The 20889-nt window shown below is 76.2% G+C and carries 21 protein-coding genes; 13 read left to right on the top strand and 8 right to left on the bottom strand.

The features are described 5' to 3' along the window. Positions 1-53: 53 nt before the first annotated feature. Both ACFO3M_RS16070 and ACFO3M_RS16065 read left to right on the top strand, forming a co-directional pair. Positions 54-2294 (top strand): VanW family protein, encoded by a 2241-nt coding sequence (locus ACFO3M_RS16070; protein WP_387990824.1) that lies wholly within the window; start codon positions 54-56, stop codon positions 2292-2294. 83 nt (positions 2295-2377) lie between these two features. Beyond that, positions 2378-3448 (top strand): YihY/virulence factor BrkB family protein, encoded by a 1071-nt coding sequence (locus ACFO3M_RS16065; protein ID WP_387990821.1) that lies wholly within the window; start codon positions 2378-2380, stop codon positions 3446-3448. Here ACFO3M_RS16065 and ACFO3M_RS16060 read toward each other — a convergent pair. Next, positions 3445-3675, bottom strand: coding sequence for a DUF3039 domain-containing protein (locus ACFO3M_RS16060; protein ID WP_387990818.1), 231 nt, complete (start codon positions 3673-3675; stop codon positions 3445-3447). The genes ACFO3M_RS16065 and ACFO3M_RS16060 overlap by 4 nt on opposite strands. Positions 3676-3827: 152 nt before the next feature. Here ACFO3M_RS16060 and ACFO3M_RS16055 point away from each other — a divergent pair, with 152 nt between their 5' ends. Then, a complete protein-coding gene (locus tag ACFO3M_RS16055) occupies positions 3828-4730 on the top strand; it encodes a pseudouridine-5'-phosphate glycosidase (protein WP_387990815.1) in 903 nt (300 codons plus the stop codon). Then, positions 4727-5608 (top strand): carbohydrate kinase family protein, encoded by an 882-nt coding sequence (locus ACFO3M_RS16050; protein WP_387991037.1) that lies wholly within the window; start codon positions 4727-4729, stop codon positions 5606-5608. The genes ACFO3M_RS16055 and ACFO3M_RS16050 overlap by 4 nt, the downstream gene beginning before the upstream one ends. A 20-nt stretch (positions 5609-5628) precedes the next feature. Here the strand turns inward: ACFO3M_RS16050 and ACFO3M_RS16045 are convergent, their stop codons facing one another. The 3 genes from ACFO3M_RS16045 to merB all read right to left on the bottom strand — a co-directional run bounded on the left by ACFO3M_RS16045 (position 5629) and on the right by merB (position 7556). Beyond that, positions 5629-5943, bottom strand: a complete 315-nt coding sequence (locus ACFO3M_RS16045; RefSeq protein ID WP_387990813.1) for a DUF3099 domain-containing protein — start codon at positions 5941-5943, stop codon at positions 5629-5631. A gap of 232 nt (positions 5944-6175) precedes the next feature. Next, entirely contained in the window at positions 6176-6793 is a 618-nt protein-coding gene (locus tag ACFO3M_RS16040) for an HhH-GPD-type base excision DNA repair protein (RefSeq protein ID WP_387990811.1), read from the bottom strand. Positions 6794-6896: 103 nt separating this feature from the next. Further along, positions 6897-7556 carry an organomercurial lyase gene (gene merB, locus ACFO3M_RS16035; RefSeq protein ID WP_387990808.1) on the bottom strand — a complete coding sequence of 220 codons (660 nt, stop codon included), beginning with the start codon at positions 7554-7556 and terminating at the stop codon, positions 6897-6899. Positions 7557-8014: 458 nt separating this feature from the next. Between merB and ACFO3M_RS16030 the strand changes: the two genes are divergently transcribed. Next, positions 8015-8437, top strand: coding sequence for a CBS domain-containing protein (locus tag ACFO3M_RS16030; RefSeq protein ID WP_387990805.1), 423 nt, complete (start codon positions 8015-8017; stop codon positions 8435-8437). 9 nt (positions 8438-8446) lie between these two features. Here ACFO3M_RS16030 and ACFO3M_RS16025 read toward each other — a convergent pair whose 3' ends face one another. Beyond that, a complete protein-coding gene (locus ACFO3M_RS16025; RefSeq protein WP_387990802.1) occupies positions 8447-8569 on the bottom strand; it encodes a hypothetical protein in 123 nt (40 codons plus the stop codon). 254 nt (positions 8570-8823) lie between these two features. Here ACFO3M_RS16025 and ACFO3M_RS16020 point away from each other — a divergent pair, with 254 nt between their 5' ends. Then, a complete protein-coding gene (locus tag ACFO3M_RS16020) occupies positions 8824-8982 on the top strand; it encodes a hypothetical protein (protein WP_387990799.1) in 159 nt (52 codons plus the stop codon). Between the two features lie 117 nt (positions 8983-9099). Here the strand turns inward: ACFO3M_RS16020 and ACFO3M_RS16015 are convergent, their stop codons facing one another. Then, a complete protein-coding gene (locus ACFO3M_RS16015) occupies positions 9100-9891 on the bottom strand; it encodes an alpha/beta fold hydrolase (protein ID WP_387990796.1) in 792 nt (263 codons plus the stop codon). Positions 9892-10233: 342 nt separating this feature from the next. Here ACFO3M_RS16015 and ACFO3M_RS16010 point away from each other — a divergent pair, with 342 nt between their 5' ends. The 5 genes from ACFO3M_RS16010 to ACFO3M_RS15990 all read left to right on the top strand — a co-directional run bounded on the left by ACFO3M_RS16010 (position 10234) and on the right by ACFO3M_RS15990 (position 13765). Then, the gene (locus ACFO3M_RS16010) at positions 10234-10581 is read left to right on the top strand and encodes a PIG-L deacetylase family protein (protein ID WP_387991034.1); all 348 of its coding nucleotides are present in this window, start codon (positions 10234-10236) and stop codon (positions 10579-10581) included. 94 nt (positions 10582-10675) lie between these two features. Continuing rightward, positions 10676-11107 carry a D-aminoacyl-tRNA deacylase gene (dtd, locus tag ACFO3M_RS16005; protein WP_387990793.1) on the top strand — a complete coding sequence of 144 codons (432 nt, stop codon included), beginning with the start codon at positions 10676-10678 and terminating at the stop codon, positions 11105-11107. Positions 11108-11354: 247 nt separating this feature from the next. After that, positions 11355-12338: an RNA polymerase sigma factor SigB gene (sigB, locus tag ACFO3M_RS16000; protein WP_387990790.1), complete on the top strand. Its 984-nt coding sequence runs from the start codon at positions 11355-11357 to the stop codon at positions 12336-12338. 163 nt (positions 12339-12501) lie between these two features. After that, complete coding sequence (locus ACFO3M_RS15995; protein WP_387990787.1) at positions 12502-13053, top strand: TIGR03086 family metal-binding protein; 552 nt, start codon at positions 12502-12504, stop codon at positions 13051-13053. Between the two features lie 67 nt (positions 13054-13120). Then, positions 13121-13765: a dihydrofolate reductase family protein gene (locus ACFO3M_RS15990; protein ID WP_387990784.1), complete on the top strand. Its 645-nt coding sequence runs from the start codon at positions 13121-13123 to the stop codon at positions 13763-13765. A 75-nt stretch (positions 13766-13840) separates the two neighbouring features. Here the strand turns inward: ACFO3M_RS15990 and ACFO3M_RS15985 are convergent, their stop codons facing one another. Together ACFO3M_RS15985 and ACFO3M_RS15980 are read right to left on the bottom strand one after the other, a co-directional pair. Beyond that, on the bottom strand, positions 13841-16546 hold the full coding sequence (locus ACFO3M_RS15985) for a bifunctional acetate--CoA ligase family protein/GNAT family N-acetyltransferase (RefSeq protein WP_387990781.1): 2706 nt from the start codon (positions 16544-16546) through the stop codon (positions 13841-13843). After that, a complete protein-coding gene (locus ACFO3M_RS15980; RefSeq protein ID WP_387990780.1) occupies positions 16539-17720 on the bottom strand; it encodes an acetoin utilization protein AcuC in 1182 nt (393 codons plus the stop codon). Before ACFO3M_RS15980 ends, ACFO3M_RS15985 begins: the two co-directional genes overlap by 8 nt. A 213-nt stretch (positions 17721-17933) precedes the next feature. On the opposite strand from ACFO3M_RS15980, the gene ACFO3M_RS15975 reads away from it, so the two are divergent. After that, entirely contained in the window at positions 17934-18641 is a 708-nt protein-coding gene (locus ACFO3M_RS15975; protein ID WP_387990778.1) for a metal-dependent transcriptional regulator, read from the top strand. Between the two features lie 165 nt (positions 18642-18806). Continuing rightward, the gene (locus ACFO3M_RS15970) at positions 18807-20888 is read left to right on the top strand and encodes a S9 family peptidase (protein WP_387990776.1); all 2082 of its coding nucleotides are present in this window, start codon (positions 18807-18809) and stop codon (positions 20886-20888) included. The last annotated feature ends 1 nt before the right edge of the window (position 20889 follow it).

Here is a 20889-nt window from a genome sequence, read left to right as displayed (position 1 = left end):
CGGCTCCGTCGTTCCCGGGGTCCCCCGGTCGACGGCGACCCGAGGAACCCCCGATGCCGCAGCCCCCTGCCTCCTCCCCGTCGACCGGCACCGCCCCCGAGGCGGACGCCGACGCGCACGCGGGCCTGTCCGACGACACCCGCCCGGTCCCCCGCGACCGCGGTCCCGTCGGGCCCGACGCACCCCCTCCGCCGGCCGCCGCCCCCGCCGACACACCGGAGCAGCCCGCCCCGGACACCGGCGACACGCCCGGGCCGGACCCGGTCCACGACACCGTCGCGCTGACCGGCGGCCCGGCCGCGCCGGAGACCGGGCAGCGGACCACCCAGCCGGTCGAGCCGGCCGCTGCCGAGGCTCCCGCCGGGGACGCCTCGGACACCGTCGTCCTCGGCGGTGCCGCCGCCGTCCCGGCCGACCCGCCGGCTCCCCGGCCGCCCGCCGCTCCCCCCGTCCCCCCGCCCGGCTCCGGCGGCGGCCGGGGCGACGGCGGCGGTCCCGGCGAGCCGCCCGCGGGCGCCCGCCGTCCCCGCTGGCGCCGGCCCGCCGTCCTGGCCCCCGCCGGCCTGCTCGCCGTCCTCGGGCTGGCCTGGGGCGTCGACGTGCTGGTGGCCGGGGACGACGTCCCCCGCAACACGGTGGTGGCCGGCATCGACGTCGGCGGCCTGTCCCCCGCGGCCGCCGCCGACCGGCTCGAGCAGGACCTCGCCCCCCGGGTCGCCGCCGACCACGTCGTCGTCGCCGACGACGTCGAGGCCACCCTGTCCCCCGCCACCGCCGGCATCACCCTCGACGTGGACGCGACCGTCGACGCCGCCGACGACCAGCCGCTGAACCCCTGGACCCGCCTGGTGTCGCTGTTCAGCGAGCGCGAGGTCGACCCGGTCATCACCGGCGAGGACACCGCGCTGGTCGCCCAGGTCGACACCATCGCCACCCAGGTGGACCGGGTGCCGGTCGACGCGACCATCGCGATCGAGGGCACCACGCCGACCCTGGTCGAGCCGGTGGACGGCCGGACGCTGGACCGCGAGGGCGCCGCCGAGGCGATCACCGCGGCGCTGGCCTCCGGCGGCGACCCGGAGACGCCGATCGAGCTGCCGGTCGACGTCGAGCCGGTGCGGGTGGGCACGGAGGAGGCGCAGCGCGTCCTCGACGAGACCGTCACCCCCGCGCTCGCCGCGCCGGTCACGGTGACCAGCCAGGACGGGGGCACCTCGGTCGAGGTCCCGGTCGAGGCGATCGCGGCGTCCCTGACGTTCACCCCGCAGGACGGCGGCGAGCTCGCCGTCGCCGTCGACCCGGCGGCGCTGCAGTCGGCCATGGCCGAGGACTTCACCGCCTTCGGCGAGCCGGCGCAGGACGCCCGCTTCGAGGTCGTGGGCGACGGCGTGCGGGTCGTGCCGTCGGTCGACGGCACCGGCGTGGACCCGCAGGCCCTGTCCGGCCAGCTGCTCGAGGTGCTGGACGACCCGGCGCCGCGCACGGTCACCGCGCAGCTGGGCCCGGTGCCGGCCGAGCTGACCACCGAGGAGGCGCAGGCGCTCGGCATCGTCGAGGAGGTCAGCTCCTTCACGACCACGACGACGAACAACGCCAGCGCCACCAACATCCGGACGGTGGCCGAGGAGGTCGACGGCGCGCTGGTGCTCCCCGGCGAGACGTTCAGCCTCAACACCCACACCGGCCCGCGCGGCACCGCGCAGGGCTACGTGCCGGCCAACGTGATCAGCGGCGGCGAGCTGTCGACGGCGGTCGGCGGCGGCATCAGCCAGTTCGCCACCACGATGTTCAACGCGGTCTTCTTCGCCGGGCTCGAGGACGTCTACCACAAGCCGCACAGCTTCTACATCAGCCGCTACCCCGCCGGCCGCGAGGCCACGGTGTACGAGGGCCAGATCGACCTGCAGTGGCGCAACGACTCCGACACCGGCATCTTCGTCGACACCCGGTGGACCCCCGGGGCCTCCGGCGGGTCGATCACCGTGACCTTCTACGGGACGCGGCGCTACGAGATCGAGGCGATCGAGGGCCCGCGGACGAACTACCGGCAGCCGGCGGTGCAGGAGAAGGTCGACGACGGCGACTGCATCCCGCAGTCCGGCGTGCAGGGCTTCGACGTCACCGTGACCCGGGTGTTCCGCGACCTGCAGAGCGGCTCGGAGATCAGGCGGGAGACGTTCGAGACCAGCTACGCCGCCGAGGCGGTCATCCGCTGCGTCGCCCCGGCGCCGGCTGCCGACCCGGCCGCACCTCCGCCCGACGGCGGCACGCCGCCGGCGGGGCCCACGGCCTGACCCCGCTCCCCGACCGGGTCCACCGGCGCCCGGCCCCGCCCCGTCGGCGGCAGGGGCGGGCGCCGGGCGTGCACACTGGCCTGGTGAGCACCGTGCGGGCCGGCGGGCGGTCAAGCACCGACGGGGCCGCGGAGGACACGCACGCCCCCGCGGCCGCCCCGCCCCCCGCCGGCGCCAGCCGCGCCGACCTCCCGGCCCCCGGCCGCCTCGACCACTGGCCGCCGGTGGTCCGGGTGCCGCTGCAGGTGCTCGGGCGCACGGTGGCCAAGGCCTGGCAGGACCGCATCCTCGGGCTGTCCGGCGAGGCGGCGTTCTGGCAGATCCTCTCGGTGCCGCCGCTGCTGATCGCGCTGCTCGGGTCGCTCGGCTTCCTCGGTGACTGGATCGGCGCGCAGTCGGTGCAGACGATCGAGGACACGCTGGTCGACGCCTCCAGCGAGGTGCTCACCGCCGACGTCGTCGACTCGCTGGTGCGGCCCACGCTCAGCGACATCCTGACCTCGGGCCGGCTCGACGTCGTGAGCGTGGGCTTCCTGCTCACCCTGTGGGCCGGGTCCTCGGCGACAGCGACGTTCATGAACACGATCGTCATCGCCTACGACCAGCGCGACGTCCGCGGCCCGATCGCCACCCGGCTCATGGCGCTGTGGCTGTTCGTCGTCGGCCTCGTGCTCGCCGTGGTCATGCTGCCGCTGCTGGTGCTCGGTCGCGGGGTGCTGGTCGGGCTGCTCCCGCCGGAGTGGCACGAGACGGCGACGGTGCTGATCAACGCCGTCTACTGGCCGGTGGTGGTCGTGGGCCTGCTGCTCGCGCTGACGAGCTTCTACCACGTGGTCCTGCCGCGGCGGCTGCCGTGGCGGCGGCACCTGCCGGGCACGCTGCTGGCCGTCGGCTTCTTCATGGTGGCGGCGACGGTGCTGCGGCTGTACGTGTCCGACATCCTGGTCGCCGCGCTGCCCTACGGCGCGCTGGCGACCCCGATCGCGGCGCTGCTGTTCCTGTTCTTCTTCGGGATGGCGGTGCTGCTCGGCGCCGAGCTCAACGCGACCGTCCAGGAGCGGTGGCCGGCGCCGCTGCGCCGGCACACCCGCCGGGCGCAGCGCCGCCGCGCCGCCGAACTCGAGGCCGAGGCCAAGCGCCTCGGACTCCGCTAGTCCTTGCGGAGCTGCTCGTAGATCTCCTTGCAGGCCGGGCAGACGGGGCTGCCGGGCTTGGGCGACTTGGTCACCGGGAACACCTCGCCGCACAGCGCCTCGACCAGCGTGCCCATGACGGCGCTCTCGGCGATCTTGTTCTTGCGGACGTAGTGGAAGACCTCGTTGGCGTCGCCGGTGTCCGAGTCGCGGACGTCGGGCTTCTCGAGGAGGTCGGTGCTGCTCACGGTCTCTCCCTGGCTCGGGGACGTCTCCTGCGCGGGCACCCCGGCGTCCTCCGGCGGAGGTGGTGGCCGGGCGCGACCGCCCCGCCCACCATGATGGCAGGGTGCCCCCCGAAGCTCCCCGCACCGAGCCCCGCCGTGCCGCCACCGCACCCGTGACCCTCTCCCCGGAGGTGGCCGGGGCGCTCGACGCCGGCGCCCCCGTCGTCGCCCTGGAGAGCACGCTGCTCGCCCACGGCCTGCCGCGGCCGGACAACCGCGCCGCCGCCGACGACGTCGAGGCGGCCGTGCGGGCCGGCGGCGCGGTGCCGGCCACGATCGCGGTGCTCGACGGCGTGCCGCACGTGGGGCTGACGGCCGAGCAGGTCGACCGGGTGTGCGCCGACCCCGACCTGGCGAAGCTCGGCGTCCGGGACCTGCCGGTGGCCGCCGCGCTCGGCCTGTCCGGCGCCACCACCGTCTCGAGCACCGCGCTGCTGGCGGAGGCCGCGGGGATCGGCGTGTTCGCCACCGGCGGCCTGGGCGGGGTGCACCGGCAGTCGGCCGAGACCTTCGACGAGTCCGCCGACCTCACCGCGCTCTCGCGCACCTCGCTGGCCGTCGTCTGCGCCGGCGTGAAGTCCATCCTCGACGTCCCCGCCACGCTGGAGCGGCTGGAGAGCCTCTCGGTGACCGTCGTCGGCTACGGCACCCGCACCTTCCCCGGCTTCTACGTCGCCGACTCCGGCGCCCAGGTGGACTGGGCGGTCGAGTCCCCCGAGCAGGCGGCCGCGGTGCTCGCCGCGCGGCGCGCGGTGGCGCCGGGCGCGGTCGTCGTCGCCAACCCGCTGCCGGCCGACGAGCAGCTGGACCCGGAGCTGCACGCCCGGGTCATCGCCGACGCGCTGGCCGCCGCCGAGGCCGCCGGGGTGCGCGGCAAGGCGGTGACGCCGTTCGTCCTCGACCACCTGCACCGGGCCAGCGAGGGCGCGACGCTCGCGGTGAACGTGCGGCTCGTGCTGCGCAACGCGGAGCTCGCCGGGCGGATCGCGGCCGCGCTGGCCGCCGCGGCCCGCTGAGCACCCGCCCGGTCGTCGTCGTCGGCGACCTGGCCACCGACGTCGTCGCCGTCCTGTCCGGCGAGCCGGCGCCGGGCTCGGACCGGCCGGCCGCCATCCGCACCCGCGGGGGCGGGGCGGGGGCCAACGTCGCCGCGCACCTGGCCGCGCTCGGGGTGCCGGTCACCCTCGCCGGGTGCGTGGGCGACGACCCGGCCGGCGCGGCGCTGCTCGCCGAGCTCGCCGCCGCCGGGGTGGGCCTGGCGGTGCGGACCGTGCACGGCGCGGCCAGCGGGACGATCGTCAGCCTGGTCGAGCCGGACGGGGAGCGGAGCATGCTCGCCGACCGCGGCGCCAACCTGGACCTGCGGCCCGACGACCTCCCGCCGCCGCTGCCCGGCGCCCACCTGCACCTGTCGGGCTACACGCTGCTCGACGAGCGCCCCCGCGCGGCCGGGCTCGCGGCGCTGGCCGCGGCCCGGGCGGCCGGGTGCACGGTGTCGCTGGACCCGGCGTCGACGGGCCCGCTGGCCGGCTACGGCGTGGACCGGTGGCTGGCCGACACCGCCGGCGTCGACCTGCTGCTGCCCAACGCCGACGAGGCGCGGCTGCTGTCGGGCTGCGCGGACGTGACCGACGCCGCGCGGGCGCTGGCCGCCCGGCACGGCGCGGTCGCGGTCACCCTCGGGGGCGACGGGGCGCTGTGGGCCGCCGGGACCGCGGTGCTGCACCGCCCGGCGCGCCCCGCCCGGGTCGTGGACACCACCGGCGCCGGGGACGCGTTCACCGCCGGGCTGCTCGCGGTGTGGCTGGGCGGGCCGGACGCCGACCCGGCCGCCGCGCTGGACGCGGGGCTGGCCCGGGCCGCCGAGGTGGTCGGCCGGCCGGGCGCGCGCTGAGGAGGCTCGGAGGCAGGGGCTCAGCCCTCGATGACGGTGCCGCCCTCGATGGCGCGCCGGCGGCGGGCCGGGTCGTCGAGGATGCGGTCGGGCTGCGGCGCCCGGTACCGGTGGGCGTCGAGCTTCTTCTTCGGCGGCCGGTCGTTGGCCATGACTACGGCGATCCACGGCAGCACCGTGCCGAGGACGGCGAACACGATCGCCAGCCACAGGATCTGGTAGGTCGCCGCGGCCAGCACCAGGGCGACGGCGCGGACGGCCATGGTGAGGACGTACCGCTTCTTCCGGGCCGCGTGCTGCTCGGCCAGGCTGGGCTCTGCCTGCGTGATGAGCACCGGCTCCGACCGTCGGGGTCGTGCGGACTGCTGGCTCGAGGCCACGGACACCCATCCCCTCCGCCGGCCCGGGGCCCGACGCTGTCGCCTCGCGGCCGGGTCCGGTCCCTGCTGGCCGGCCCCGGGGATCCCCGGTCCGGCCCCCATGGTGCCACCGGGACAGGGGCTGTGCAGGTGCCTCCGCGGACGATCGCGGGCCAGATCCAGCGTGTCGCGACGGACTCCCCGCCGCCTATCCGGCGGCCTGCTCCGCCGCCTCCTCGGCCGCCTTCCCGGCGGCCTGCTTGGCGGCCTGCTTCGCGGCCTGCTTCGCGGCCCTGACCTCGGCCAGCGACTCCGGGCCGGTGATGTCGGCGACCGACCGGCGCGAGCCCTCCTCGCCGTAGGACCCGGCCGCCTCGCGCCACCCCGGCGGGGTCACGCCGTACTGCTTGCCGAGCAGCGCCACGAGGATCTTCGCCTTCTGCGCGCCGAAGCCGGGCAGCTCGCCGATCCGGCGCAGCAGCGCGGCGCCGTCCGGGACGCCGTCCCACAGGCCCTCCGCCCGGCCGTCGTAGCGGTCGACGAGCAGCCGGCACAGCGCCTGGGCGCGCTGGGCCATCGAGCCCGGGTAGCGGTGCACGGCCGGCGGCCCCTGGAACCAGGCGAGCAGGACGTCGGGGTCGGCGTCGGCGATCGCGGCCGCCGAGAGCGTGTCCACCCCCATGCGGTCGGCGAGCAGCCGCGGGCCCGCGAAGGCGCGCTCCATCGGGAACTGCTGGTCGAACAGCATGCCGAGGACGAGGGCGAGCGGGTCGCGGCCGAGCAGGTCGTCGGCGGCGTCGTCCTGGGTGATGCGGAGGCTCGGCACGCCCTCGATCCTGCCGCACCGTGCGACGAGGGCATCCGGAGCGATCACCGACCTCGACGCAGGCCGGCCCGGAGGAGGTCGAGGGGACCCGCCCGTCGGCCCCTCAGAGCCCCCAGAAGGGGCCGGAGAGACCGACGCTGCGCATGTAGTCGGCGGCCCGGGCGGGCTCGCGGCGGGTGTACCCGCGGTCGAAGCGGCCGGTGTACCAGTCCGAGGCGAGGCGCCAGAGCGTGGTCAGGTCCATGACGTAGCCGCGGTCGTTCCCGGTCCGGTCGAGCCACGCGTCGACGCACGTCTCGCCGCAGAAGATCCGCTGATGGCCGCAGGTGCGGACGACGTCGTCCCAGATCCGCGCCGCGGGGACGAGGAAGTGGGCGACCTGGTCCCCCTCCGGCGGTGCGGTGCGCGTGACGTTCCACGCGTGCGGGGCCGCGCAGGCGGGGCAGGTCGTCGCGACGAGCAGTGCCGGTTCCCGGTGGAGCAGGTGGGGCATCGCGAAGGAGTCCCAGGCGCAGCCACCCCACCACAGCGTCGAGCTGCCCATCACGGAGAAGCCGAGGGGGATGGCGGAGAAGGGGTGGGCCATGACGATGCTGCCGGCCTGGTCGAGGACCAGGTGCCGCGCGGCCGCGAGCTGCTCCAGGGCGTCGCGGATGCGCTGCGGTGACACGTCGAACCGGTGGGCGAGCTCGTCGGGAGCCGGTGGGCGGCCCTCCAGGGCGAACCCGGTGTAGACGGCCAGGCGGACGTCCTCGAGGTCCATGCGACCCTCCTTCGCTCGGCAGGCGTCATCCCCCGTCCCGGTGCTGCGTGACGGTCGCGGACGCGGCGGTCCGACGGTCCGGGAGCCGGGTCGGTCCGGCCCACGGACCGGGGAGCGCCGGTCGCCCGCTGCTCCGCGGCCGTCTGCGACGCCTTGCCCGACGACCCGGACACGCCCTCGCGCACGGGGTCGGGTCCAGGACCGGGGGGCGCCAAACCCGCGCGGAACGAGTCCATGTCGGCGACCCGACGCCGCAGTTCCCCAGGGACCGTCACGCTCGACCTCCGCGTCTCCCTGCAGCCTACGGTCGTCCGCTCCTCCCGCACCGCTGCTCGGGCACCGGGAGGCAACCGGGCCCCCGGTGCTGCTGGTGCCGCGCCCGTGCTCGGGAGCAGACTCGTGCCGAGCCCCTGGAGGGCTCCCCTTCCTGCGGCGGCCCCGCTCGAGAGGAGGACCCGATGACCACGACCACCACCGGCCACGTGACCGTCGGCGAGGTGATGCGGCCCCCGGTGACGACGGTCGAGCGCGACGCCCACGTGGCCGCGGCCGCGTGGCTGATGAAGAAACACCACGACAACGCGCTGGTCGTCGTCACCGACGGCGCGACGCAGGAGCCGGTCACCCTGGTCTGCGACGGCGACGTCGCCCAGGCGGTCGCGGACGGGCGGGACCTCGAGCAGGTGCGGCTCACCGACCTGCCCCTCCTGCCGATGGTGCTGGTTGCGCCGGACACGCCGGTCGCCGACGCCGCGGAGCAGATGCTCGCGGCCGGCGTCGTCTACGCGCCCGTGGTGCAGGACCGGCGGCTGGTCGGGCTGGTCGACCTCCCCGCCGTCTGCCGCGGCCTCCTCGCCGAGCGCGCGAGCGGCGGGGCATAGGGCCCGACGTCAGGCGGAGACGGAGAACAGCGGCCGGCTCCCGGGCACGTCGCGCAGGACGGGGACGCCGCGGTCGTCGGAGGCGAGCCCCGAGCCGACGACGGGGTCCCGGACCGTGCCGGAGACGAGCACCTCCCGTCCCCGGCGACGCCGACCCCGTGCCCGCCCCAGCGGGACGGCTCCGCGCGCGCCAGGGCGAGGAACCGGTCGCGGATGGAGGCCCGGGCGGCGTCGCCGACCCGCGCGACGAGCTGGGTGGAGCCCGCCACGGCGACGAACAGCACCGTCGACGGCACGGTCGTGGTGGGGTGCGCCGCCGGGCGGGTGCCGGTGGGGAACCGCTCGATCTCGGCCAGCGGGGCCTCGGTGTCCCCGAGGAAGAAGCGGTGGTCGTCGCCCTGGAGCTCGACCAGCCGTGCGCCGGGGATGTGGTCGGCGAGGTACCGGCCGATGCCGATCGGGATCACCAGGTCACCGCGGCGGTGCAGCACCAGGGCCGGGACCCGGATGGTGGGAGCACGTCGCGCAGGCCGATGCGCGGGTAGAGCTCGAACGTGCGGCGGGCCGTCCCGGAGCTGGCGCCGAGGCGCTGCAGCGTGCCCCACCAGGCGCGCAGCGCCGTGTCGCCGCGGCGTCCCGGGGCTCACGGCACGGTCCCGGGCTCACGGCACGGCGAGGAGGAAGCGGCGCACGGCGGCGTCGAACGCCGCGGGGGCCTCGAGGTTGACGACGTGGCCGACGCCGGGGAGGAGCACCAACTGGGATCCGGGGATCGCGGCGTGCAGCGCCTCGGCCACCGGCCGCGGCGCCCGCACGTCCTCGGTGCCGTGGAGCAGCAGGGTCGGGACGGCGACGGTCGGCAGCACGTCCCGCAGGTCGGCGTCGGCGAACGCGGTGAGCATCGACCGCGTCCCGGCCGGACGGACGTCGAGCACCACCGCACGGACGAGGTCGAGGGTCTCCTGCGGCACGGGGCCGGCGAAGAAGCCGGGCAGGTAGCCGTCGACCCACTCGGCCGGGGGGCGGTCGAGCTCCGCGCGCACCCGCCGCAGCCGGGCCTCGACCTCCTCCGGGGGCAGCGACCCCTTCCACCCGGCGTAGGCGGAGGCGAGGACCAGGGAGCGGACCACCTCCGGGTGGCGCTGCCACACCGCGAGCGCGAGCCCGCCGCCGAACGACAGTCCGCACAGGTGCACCCGGCCCAGGCCGAGCCCGCCGACGAGCGCGGCCACCGCGTCGGTGTACCCGGCCAGCGTCAGGTCGGCCGGCGGGTCGGGGGACGCACCGCAGCCGGGCGCGTCCCAGGCGACCACGTCGAACCCGTCCGACAGCCCCTCCAGCTGCGGCCGCCACTCCCGGCCGTCGCTCCACGCGCCGTGCAGGAGGAGCAGAGGCGCTCCTGCACCCGCGCGGTGGTAGGCGATGGTCCACCCGCCGGCCTCGACGACGTCCACGGCGGCCCCTCGACGATGCTGCTGGCCGTGGTGCGGGGCGGCTGCCGCCCCGCGGGCCGAGCGTCCCACCAGGGCCACCGGGCGTCGAGACGCCGGTCGACGGTGACCTGAGGACCCTGGTGCGACCGCCCCTGGACACGGGATGCCGCCTGGCCGACCCAGGGACCGGGTCGGACCGGCCGGCGGGGCAGGCACCGGGCCCGACCGGTGCGGGACGAGGAGGCGGCCGTGCCGCAGACGCTGACGGTGTCCCAGCCGGGGACGGTCCTGGGGTCTGGGCCCATCCGGACGACGAGGCCTACCTGTCGGCCGCGCTGATGGCCGAGGCCGGGGACGCGGGGGCTGACCGTCGTCGTGGTCACCGCCACCGACGGCGAGTTCGCCGGGAGGGGGGACGGTCCGGTCGCCGACCTGCGGCGGCTGGAGGTGGTGGCGAGCCTGGCCGCGGTCGGCGTCACCGACCACCGGTGGCTCGGCTCCCGGGACGGGCGGTGCGCCGCCGTCCCTCCGGACGACGGCGGCCGGGCGGTGCGCGCCCTGCCCGAGGACGTGCGGCCGGACACCGTGGTCACCTTCGGCCGCGACGGGCCGTCGGGGAGGACACCTGCCTCCGCTGGTGGTCGGAGGGAGTTCCGGCCGGGTCCCCGCACCGCCGGCGGTTCCCGTCCCCACGCCCCGGGCCCCGAGTGATGCGGTTCTGCGGGGGGTGTCCGGTGGGGCGGCCCGCTGACCCGTTCCGCCCAGGGGGTCCTGCCGCCGCGCACCGCTCGCGCAGGATGGGTCGGTGCGCGCGGTGGTGAGCAGGGTGTCCTCGGCCTCGGTGACCGTCGACGGGGCCGTCGTCGGGGAGATCGGGACGGGCCTGCTCGCGCTGGTCGGCGTCGGCCGGGACGACGACGCCGACCGGGCCCGCACCCTGGCCCGGAAGGTCCACGAGCTGCGGGTGTTCCCCACCGGGGACGGCGCCCGCTCGGCCGGCGACCTCGGCCTGCCGGTGCTCGTGGTGAGCCAGTTCACCCTCTACGCGGACACGCGGAAGGGCCGCCGCCCGTCCTGGGACGCCGCCGCGCCCGGGGACGTCGCCGAGCCGCTGGTGGACGAGGTGGTGGCGGAGCTGCGGCGGCGCGGGACCGGCGTGGCGACCGGCGTGTTCGGCGCGCGGATGGCGGTGGCGTCGGTCAACGAGGGGCCGATGACCTTGCTGCTGGAGGTCTGACCCGGCGACCGGACGGGTACGGGTGGTGACCGAACACACGGCCTGTGCGTTCACTGTGAACCCGGGCCGCGTGGAACACCCGGCCCCGTCGGGACCGTTGTACGGGGCGAAACACAACGGACCACAACGGACGAACGAACCGTGGGGGCCCCGCCGGACAACGGAGCCCCACCCCCGACGCGGGTGCGCCACCGCCACCGGACAGCCGGCGGCGCATCCGAACTCCGAGCAAGGACGAAGACATCCCGTGACGCTCCTCCAGTCTTCCCCCAGTGACGCCCTCGAGGTCCGCTCGCCCCGCCGCGAGCCGGACACCAGTGGCCTGGTGTCGACCGACCTGGTGCGCGTGTACCTCAACACCATCGGCAAGACCGCCCTGCTGACCGCCGAGCAGGAGGTGGAGCTGGCCAAGCGCATCGAGGCCGGTCTCTACGCCGAGCGGCTGCTCGCCGAGCGGCAGCTCACCCCTGCCCTGCAGCGCGACTACAAGGCCCTCGCGGTCGACGGCAAGGCCGCCAAGCGGCACCTGCTCGAGGCCAACCTGCGCCTGGTCGTCTCGGTGGCCAAGCGCTACACCGGCCACGGCATGACGTTCCTGGACCTCATCCAGGAGGGCAATGTCGGCCTCATCCGCGCCGTCGAGAAGTTCGACTACACCAAGGGCTTCAAGTTCTCGACCTACGCGACGTGGTGGATCCGCCAGGCGATCACCCGCGCGATGGCCGACTCCGGCCGCACCATCCGGCTGCCCGTGCACCTGGCCGAGCAGGTCAACAAGGTCGTGCGGACCCGCCGGCGGGTGCACCAGGAGCTCGAGCGGGAGCCCACCGCCGAGGAGCTCGGCCTCGAGCTCGACATGACGCCCGAGCGGGTCACCGAGCTGCTCGAGTACAGCCGGGACCTGGTCAGCCTCGACCAGACGGTCGGCGCCGACGAGGAGTCCCGCCTCGGTGACTTCATCGAGGACGCCGACGCCGCGGTGGCCGAGGACGCGGTGGCCTTCCAGATGATGAAGGGCGACGTGCGCAACGTCCTCTCCACGCTGGAGGAGCGCGAGCGCGACGTGGTGGTGCTGCGCTTCGGCCTCGACGGCGGCCAGCCCCGCACGCTCGAGCAGATCGGCAAGCAGTTCGGCCTGTCCCGCGAGCGGGTCCGCCAGATCGAGCGCGAGACGATGGCCAAGCTGCGCGACCCGCAGCGCGCCGACGCCCTGCGCGACTACCTGGCGTAGACGAAGGACCCCTCTGCCCCCCACCGCTCGCACGCTCGCGGCGGGACCCTGCAGAGGGCCGCACCGAGAGCCGGCTCCCCCTCGCGGGAGCCGGCTCTCGGCGTTGACAGGGGTCGCGCCCCGGGCCAGGCTCGTGCTCAACCGAAAGGTTGAGGAGGCGGCCATGGCGGGCACGGCGGAGCGGTGGGCGAGGCTCGCGGACGACTTCGGCCGCAGGGTCGACGGCGTCCCGCCCGGACGCTGGGACGACCCGGCGCCGTGCGAGGGCTGGGTGGCCCGCGACGTCGTCCGGCACCTGGTGGAGTGGATGCCCGCGCTCTACTTCCCCGCGGTGGACCTCCCGCTGCCCGCGCACCCCCCGGTCGACGACGACCCCGCGCGCGCCTGGCGGGCCACCGACGCCGCGATCCGGGCCCTGCTCGCCGACCCGGACCTCGCCCGCCGGCCGACCAGCACCCGGGCCGGGGACATGCCGCTCGAGGACCTCGTTGCCATGACCGGCCTCATGGACCTCCTGGTGCACGCCTGGGACCTCGCCCGCGCCACCGGCCAGGACGAGACGATCGACGCGGACGAGGCCTCGGCGTTCCTCGCCGGCATCGAGCCGTGGGACGCCGCGCTGCGCGGCAGCGGCCACTACGGCCCGCGGGTGACCGTGCCCGAGGACGCCGACGACCGGGCGAAGCTGCTCGCCTTCACCGGCCGCCGTCCCTGAGGCAGGCGCGCCGATGAGTTCCGGCGCCGCCGGCGGTCAGCCCCTCGTCGACACCGAGGGAGGGACCGTGAGCCAGCTGTTGAGGGTGCAGAACTTCACCGTCTCGAGCGACGGGTACGGCGCCGGCGAGGGCCAGAGCCTGGAGCGGCCGTTCGGGCACGCCGACCCCATGACGTTGATGGCCTGGGCGGTCGCCACGGCCAGCTTCCCCAACCGCACCCGGCCGGGCGGCAGCCGCGGCCTGGACGACTACTTCACCCGCGACTTCGCGCACGGCATCGGCGCCGAGATCATGGGCCGGAACAAGTTCTCGCCCCACCGCGGCCCCTGGGAGGACCTCGAGTGGCAGGGCTGGTGGGGCGAGGACCCGCCGTTCCACACGCCGGTCTTCGTGATGACCCACCACGTGCGGCCGTCGTTCACGCTGTCGGACACGACGTTCCACTTCGTCGACGCCGACCCGGCCACGGTGCTGGAGAAGGCGCGCGCGGCGGCCGGCGGTGCCGACGTCCGGCTCGGGGGCGGCGCCACGGTGATCCGCCAGTTCCTCGACGCCGACCTCGTCGACACGCTGCACGTCGCCGTCGCACCGGTCGAGCTGGGCGCCGGCTCCCGGCTGTGGACCTCGCCCGACGAGCTGCTCGACCGCTTCCACCACGAGGTCGTGCCCAGCCCGAGCGGCGTCACCCACCACCTGTTCTGGCGGAGGTGACCCGCCCTGCGGTGTCGTGCCCGAGCGGGGCCGGAGGGCTCCGCGGGTGGTGCCGGCCGGAGGCCGACGGTGTGATCAGTCGCGCATGCGGCGGGGACCCGGATCGACCCGGGCGGTCGGCGGCCCGACGCGCACGGTGCCGCCGGCGACCACGAGCGACCGGCCGCCGTGCCAGGGGTTCGCCGGGCCGACGATCACCGGCGACAGGGCGAGGCCGAGCACCTCGGGCAGGTCCTCGGCGAGCCGGGCCACCCGCAGCAGCAGGTCCTCCAGCGCCGCGACGTCGACCCGCTCGGCCCCCCGCCAGCCGTCGAGCAGCGGCCACGCCCGGGGCGCGCGGACCAGCTCGGCGGCGTCGAGGTCGGTGAGCGGCAGCGTGCGGTAGGCGCGGTCGCCGAGCAGCTCGGTGGCCACTCCCCCGAGGCCGAAGCTGACCAGGGCGCCGAACGACGGGTCGTCGACGACCTCGATGACGGTGGCCACGCCCGGCGCGGCCATCTCCTGCACGATCACCGGGTCGCCGGCCGGGATGGCCTCGAACGCGGCACGGACGGCGCCGGCGTCGGGCAGGTCCAGCCGCACACCGCCGAGGTCGGTGCGGTGCCGCAGCCACGGCGCCGTCGACTTGAGCACCACCGGGTAGCCGATCGCGCCGGCCGCGGCGACCGCCTCGTCCGCGGTGGTCGCCGTCCGCGTGCCGAGCAGCGGCACCCCGTAGGCGCCCAGCAGGGCGATGACCTCGTCGTCGCGGAGCTGCCGCCCCCCGGGGGACCCCGCCATCACGCCGAGCACCACCGACCGCGCCCGGTCGACGTCGACGCCGGGCAGCTCGGGCACGGTGCCGGCCGGCCGGCGGCGCCAGCGGGCGTACTCGGCGACCCGCGCCAGCGCGATGACCGCCCGCTCCGGCGTCGCGTAGGACGGGACCGAGCCACGGGCGGGCATGCCCTCGTCGTCGGGCACGGTGAGCTCCGGCGGGATGCCCTCCGCCGACAGGAACGTCGCGAGCACCGGCTTGGCCGAGCCCTGCGACACCTCGCGCAGCGCCCGGCCGTACGCGTCGGGCGAGGTCCGCACCAGCGGCGGGAGGAACACCGCGACGACGGCGTCCACCCCGTCGTCGTCGACCGCCTCCTGCAGCGCCGCGCGGAAGGCCTCCGGGGTGCCGGCGGTGCCGATGTCGACCGGCGCCTCGTGCGCCAGGGTCAGGCCCTGGTCGAGGACGGCGTCGGCGACCAGCACGCCCAGCGCCGTGGAGTTGCCGACGACGGCGACCCGGTCGCCCGCCGGCAGCGGCTGGTGGGCCAGCAGCATGCCGACCTCGAACAGCTGGGCGACGGTCTCCACCCGGATGACGCCGGCCGAGGCGAACAGCGCCGCCACCGACTGCTCGGGCACCGCGACCGACGTGCCGGCCAGGCCCGGCGTGAGCCCGCCGTGCCGGCCGCTCTTCACCGCCACCACCGGCTTGGTGCGGGCGACGCTGCGCGCGAGCCGGGCGAACTTGCGGGGGTTGCCGAAGCTCTCCAGGTGCAGCAGCACGACCTCGGTGCCGGGGTCGGTGGCCCAGTACTGCAGCAGGTCGTTGCCGCTGACGTCGGCGCGGTTGCCGGCCGAGACGAAGCTCGACAGGCCGATGTTGCGGCTGGCCGCCCGCTCCAGCAGGGCCACGCCGAGCGCGCCGGACTGGGCGAAGAAGCCCACCCGCCCGCGGCCGGGGACCCGCGGGGCGAGGCTGGCGTCGAGCCGGATCGCCGGGTCGGTGTTGACGATGCCGAGGCAGTTGGGGCCGACCACCCGCATGCCCGAGGCCCGCGCCGCGGCGACCAGCCGCCGCTCGGCCTCCCGGCCCTCGGGCCCGGTCTCGCCGAACCCGCCGGAGATGACCACCAGGCCGCGGACCCGCTTGCGCCGGCAGGCCTCCACCACGTCCGCGACCTCGTCGGCGGGGACCGCGACGACGGCGAGGTCGACGTCGCCGGGGACGTCCTCGATGGAGGCGTAGGCGGGGACGCCACGCACGTGCCGGGTGCCGGGGTTGACCGGGTAGACCGGCCCGTCGAAGCGGTAGTCGAGCAGGTTGCGCAGGACGAGGTTGCCGATCTTGCCCTCGTCGTTGCTGGCGCCGACCACCGCGACCGACGACGGGGTGAGCAGCCGCGCGATCGACCGGGACTCGCTGCGCTGCTCGCGCTCGTAGGCGACCGCCAGCGAGGTCTCGGTGGGGGCGATCGGGAAGGTCAGGTGGACCACGCCCTCCTCGTAGGAGCGGCGGGCCTGGTAGCCGGCGTCGAGGAAGACCCGGACCATCCGGCCGTTCTGCGACAGCACCTCGGCGACGAAGGTGGTGATGCCGCGCTCGCGGGCGGCGGCGGCCAGGTGCTCCAGCAGCACCGAGCCGAGCCCGCGGCCCTGGTGGGCGTCCTCGATGAGGAAGGCGACCTCGGCCTCGGTGGTGCCCGGGAGGCGGTCGTAGCGGCCGACGCCGATCAGCTGGTCGCCGAGCAGCAGGACGAACGCGACGCGGGTGTCGTGGTCGACGTGGGTGAACCGGTGCAGGTCCCTGTCCGACAGCCGCTTCATCGGCCCGAAGAACCGGTAGTAGCGGGTCTGGTCGGAGCTGCGGTCCATGAGCCCGGTCAGCCCCTCGGCGTCCTCCGGGCAGATCGGGCGCAGGTGCACCGTGCCGCCGTCCGCGGCGACGATGTCGGCCTCCCAGTGCGCGGGCGGCTGCGGCGCCACCTCGGCTGGGGCCTGGTCGACGGTCTGCTGCTCAGTCACGGGGGTCGTCCGGGTCGAGGCCGAACCAGGGGAAGGACGCCTTGCGGGTGCGGGAGATCGCCCGGTCGACGCGGGACTCGGTGAACGGGTCCCACGCGGAGAAGCCGGTGTAGCCGCCCTCGGTCATGTGCGTGGGCGGCCGGGCCCGCAGCCCGCGGGCGACGACGTCGTCGCGCCAGGACTGCGGGATCGCGGTCACCGGGTCCAGCCGCTCCCCCGACGCCTCGGCGAGCAGGTGCGTCCAGGCCCGCGGCACGCAGCGCACCAACCCGTACCCGCCGCCGCCGAGGGCGACCCAGCGGCCGTCGCAGACCTCGTGCGCGAGCTCGTGCACCGCCCGGTAGCTGGCCCGCTGGCCGTCGACGGTGAGCGCGAGGTCGGCCAGCGGGTCCTCGTGGTGGGCGTCGCAGCCGCACTGGGTAACCAGCACCTGCGGGGCGAACGCGCGCACCACGCTGGGGACGACAGCGGTGAAGGCGCGCAGCCAGCCGGAGTCGTCGGTGCCGTTGGGCAGGGCGAGGTTGACCGCGGTGCCCAGCGCCTTCTCGGGGTCGCCGGTCTCCTCGGGGAAGCCGGTGCCGGGGAACAGCGTCAGCGGGGTCTGGTGGACGCTCACCGTGAGCACCCGCGGGTCGTCGTAGAACGCGGCCTGCACGCCGTCGCCGTGGTGCACGTCGAGGTCGACGTAGGCGATCCGCTCGTAGCCCTGGCCGAGCAGCCAGGCGATGGCGATCGCGGCGTCGTTGAACACGCAGAAGCCCGACGCGCGGTCGCGCATGGCGTGGTGCAGGCCGCCGGAGATGTTGACCGCGTGCTGCGCCCGGCCGGAGTGCACCAGCTCGGCGGCCTGGACGCTGCCGCCGGTGATGAGCGCGGCCGCCTCGTACATGCCCTCGAAGACCGGGTTGTCGGCGGTGCCCAGGCCGAACGCCTCGTCGGGGTGGGTGGGCGCGCGCCGCACCGCCTCCAGGTAGGCGGGGTCGTGCACCAGGGTGAGCAGGTCCTCGCCGGCCGGCGTGGGACGGACCACCTCCACCCGGCCCGGCGCCAGCACGCCCAGCCCGTCGGCCAGCCGCATGGTGAGGTCCAGCCGCACCGGGTGCAGCGGGTGGTCACCGCCCATCGTGTAGCCGAGCAGGGCGTCGTCCCAGACGACGGCCACCGAGTCGCTCACGAGCCCTCCCTGTCGCCGTCCCCGCCGGGCGCGCCGCCTGGGCCGGTGCCCGCGCGGGTGGTGCCCGGTCCGGACGCTACCGCCGCGCCCTCCGGCCGTCCCCTCCACGGCACCGCGGCCGTGGCCTCGATCGCCCGCCCGGGAACCCCGTCCGCGATCCCCGGAACGGGACCCCGCGCACCGTACGATCGGGTCCGACACGGAGGAGTGCCAGTGAACGACCTCATCGACACCACCGAGATGTACCTCCGCACGATCTTCGAGCTGGAGGAGGAGGGCATCGTCCCGCTGCGGGCGCGCATCGCCGAGCGGCTGCACCAGAGCGGCCCGACGGTGTCCCAGACCGTGGCCCGCATGGAGCGCGACGGCCTGCTGACCGTCGAGGGCGACCGCCACCTGCAGCTGTCGGAGACCGGACGCGCCCTCGCCACCGCGGTCATGCGCAAGCACCGGCTGGCCGAGTGCCTGCTCGTCGACGTCATCGGCCTGGACTACGCCGAGGTCCACGAGGAGGCCTGCCGCTGGGAGCACGTCATGAGCGAGGCGGTGGAGCGCCGGCTGCTGTCCCTGCTGGGCAACCCGACGGTCTCGCCCTTCGGCAACCCGATCCCGGGCCTGGACGCGCTCGGCGGGGAGACCTCGGCCGTCCTCGACGCCCTGACGCTGCTGTCGAACACCGCGACCGCCGAGGGCCGGCAGGTGACCATCCGGCGGATCAGCGAGCAGCTCCAGGAGGACGCCGCGCTGCTCCGGCAGCTCGCCGACCAGGGCATCCGACCCGGCGCCACGATGGTGGCGCAGTCGGTGAACGGCACGATCAGCCTCGACGGGCACCCGCTGCCGCAGGGCGTGGCCCAGCACCTGTTCGTCTCGGCCATGGACGAGGACCTGACCCCGGTCGAGGCCGCCGCCCAGCTCTGAGAGGACCCCGCCGCCCCCACGCCTCGCGGGCTCGGCGCGGGGACCGCAGCGGGGCCGTTCCAGCACGTCACCGAGCCCGGCGCCCGGTCCCCCGCTCCGGTGGGGGGCCGGGCGCTGCTGGTTACGGTGGGCGGCACCGTCCCGTCGTCCCCGCGAGGAGCCCCGGTGAGCCCGTCCGACGCCGTGCCCGAGACCGCTCCCGATCCCGATCCGGCGCACCCGTTCGCCCGGCTGGCCGACTTCGTCGCGATCCCGCGGGTGACCGGCCTGGCGCTGGCCCACGACGGCCGGCTGGCGGTCTCGGTGCAGACCCTCGACGCCGACCGGAAGAAGTGGGTCTCGGCGCTGTGGGACGTCGACCCCGACGGGCACCGCCCGCCGCGCCGGCTGACCCGCAGCGCGCCCGGGGAGGCGGCGCCGGCATTCGCCCCGGACGGCACGCTGCTGTTCCTCTCGGCCCGCCCCGACCCCGCCGCCGGCAAGGACGGCGGCGACCCGAAGCCGGCGCTGTGGGCGCTGCCGCCCGGCGGCGGGGAGGCCCGGCCGGTGGTGACCCGGCCCGGCGGCGTGGGCGGGTTCGCCGTGTCGGCCGACAGCGGTGAGGTCGTCGTCGTGGCCTCGACCATGCCCGGCGCCGCCGACGCGGACGAGGACGGACAGCGCCGCAAGGCCCGCACCGACGCCGGGGTGTCGGCGGTGCTGCACGAGGCCTATCCCGTCCGGTACTGGGACAGCGACCTCGGGCCGGCGGCCCCGCACCTGTTCTGGGCCGGCGCGCTGCCCGCGGAGGACCCCGCCGGCGAGCCGGCCGGGCCGGTGCCGCTGCGCGACCTCACGCCCGACGCCCTCCCGCCGCTCGGCGCCGGGGAGGCGGTGGCCCTCTCGCCCGACGGCCGGCTGCTGGTGCGCGTGGACTCCGTCGCCGACGGCCCGGCCGGCCGGCGCGACCGGCTGGTCCTCGTCGAGACCGCGACCGGTGACGGCCGGGTCCTGGTCGACGACCCGCTGGCCGATGTGTACGCCGCCGCGTTCTCCCCCGACGGCGCCTGGGTGGTCTGCGTGCGCGAGTCGATGACCACCTACGCCGAGCCGCCGGACTACACGCTGCTGCTGGTCGACGTCGCCTCCGGGGACGCCCGCGACCTGACCCCGGACTTCGACCGGTGGCCCAGCGCCCCGCGGTTCAGTGCCGAGGGCGACGCCGTCTACTTCCTCGCCGACGACGACGGCCGGCACGCGCTGTTCCGGGTGGAGCTCACCGGCGGCGCCCCGGTCCGGCTGACCGCCGACGGCGCCTACAGCGACCTGCGGGTGGCCCGCGACGGCAGCGCCCTGTTCGCGCTGCGCTCGGCCTACGACGAGCCGCCGGCGCCGGTGCGCCTGGACCCGCGCGCCACCGGCCAGCACCCCGAGCCGCTGCCCGCCCCCGGCGCGCTCGGGCCGCTGCCCGGCACCCTGCACGAGGTGCGCGCCACCGCCGCCGACGGCGCCGAGGTGCAGTCGTGGCTGGTGCTGCCCGAGGGCGCGAGCGCCGAGGACCCGGCGCCGATGCTGCTGTGGATCCACGGCGGGCCGCTGATGAGCTGGAACTCCTGGTCGTGGCGCTGGTGCCCGTGGGTGATGGCCGCCCGCGGCTACGCCGTCCTGCTGCCCAACCCGGCCCTGTCGCAGGGGTTCGGCCAGGACTTCGTCCGCCGCGGCTGGGGCGAGTGGGGCGGTGCGCCCTACACCGACCTGATGACCGCCGTGGACGCCGCCCTCGAGCGGCCCGAGGTGGACGCGGAGCGGACCGCGGCGATGGGCGGCTCCTTCGGCGGCTACATGGCCAACTGGGTGGCCACCCGGACCGACCGTTTCCGGGCGATCGTCACCCACGCGAGCCTGTGGGACCTCGACTCGTTCGTCGGCACCACGGACGCCGCCTACTACTGGGAGCGGGAGTGGGGCGCGCCGCTGGTCGAGCCCAAGCGCTACGAGCAGAACTCCCCGCACCGGTTCGCCGACGCCATCCGCACGCCGGTGCTGGTGATCCACGGCGACAAGGACTACCGCGTGCCGATCGGCGAGGGCCTGCGGCTCTGGTACGACCTGCAGAAGCGCGGCGTCCCGTCGAGGTTCCTGTACTTCCCGGACGAGAACCACTGGGTGCTCACCCCCGGGAACGCGACGGTCTGGTACGAGACGGTGATCGCCTTCCTCGCCGAGCACGTCCTCGGGCAGGGGTGGCAGCGCCCCGAGCTCGTCTGAG

This window comes from Geodermatophilus arenarius, assembly GCF_042654585.1.
GTDB lineage: Bacteria > Actinomycetota > Actinomycetes > Mycobacteriales > Geodermatophilaceae > Geodermatophilus > Geodermatophilus arenarius.
The sequence above is the reverse complement of the archived record's forward strand: the minus strand, read 5'-3'. Positions and strand labels throughout refer to the sequence as shown.